Source organism: Micrococcus sp. HSID17227 (assembly GCF_003989405.1).
GTDB classification, from domain to species: Bacteria; Actinomycetota; Actinomycetes; order Actinomycetales; family Micrococcaceae; genus Micrococcus; species Micrococcus luteus.
In genome coordinates, this window is the sequence record NZ_RBLN01000523.1 from 1 (window position 1) to 824 (window position 824).

Here is an 824-nt window from a genome sequence, read left to right on the forward strand (position 1 = left end):
CCCTCGCGGCCGTGAGCCCCGACCTCTACGAGGCGAGCGCCATGGACGGCGCGAACCGGTGGCGCCGGATGTGGCACATCACCCTGCCCGCCCTGCGTCCCGTCGTCGCCCTGCTGCTCGTGCTCCAGGTGGGCAACGCGCTGACCGTCGGCTTCGAGCAGATCCTGCTCCAGCGCACGGCTGTGGGCCCGGGGGCGTCGGAGGTGCTGGACACCTACGTCTGGAACGTCGGCATCACCAACGGCGGGTTCAGCTACGTGGCGGCCGTCGGAATCATCAAGGGAATCTTCGGTCTGCTGCTGGTCCTCGGGGCCAACAAGGTCGCCCATCGCATGGGTGAGCAGGGGGTGTACAAGCAGTGAGCAGCCTGCTCTCCGGCCTGACCGGCTTGGGTGGTGTGAAGCCGGGACCCCGTGGTCGTCTGCGTCCCGTGTGGGAGGAGGAGCCGTCGAAGGCCGGCCTCGCCTCCAAGGGCGTGATAATGGTCCTGATCTGCCTGGCCGTCCTCTTCCCCCTCTGGGTCGTGATCGTCACCAGTCTGTCCTCGGTGAGGACCATCACCGAAGCCGGCGGGCTCGTGGTGATCCCGCGCGGCGTCACCTTCGTCGCCTACCAGGAGCTCCTGGGCGGCGGCCAGGTCACCCGCGCGGCTCTGATCAGCGTCTGTGTGACCGTGGTCGGGACGCTCTTCAGCATGACCGTCTCGGTCCTGTGCGCCTACGGACTCTCGCGTACCGGTTCCGTGCTGCACCGTCCGTTGCTCGTCTTCATGCTGGCCACGATGTTCTTCGGCGCGGGACTGATCCCGACCTACCTGGTGGTCC

1 protein-coding gene and 1 pseudogene are annotated in these 824 nt (G+C 67.8%); both read left to right on the forward strand.

Annotated elements, in window-relative coordinates:
• Nucleotides 1–362 (forward strand): ABC transporter permease subunit (locus D8M29_RS13065; RefSeq protein ID WP_127446072.1); only part of this gene is annotated, 362 nt, incomplete at its 5' end.
• A 68-nt stretch (nt 363–430) separates the two neighbouring features.
• Nucleotides 431–824 (forward strand): annotated as a pseudogene (locus tag D8M29_RS13070) (carbohydrate ABC transporter permease); the annotation flags it as partial.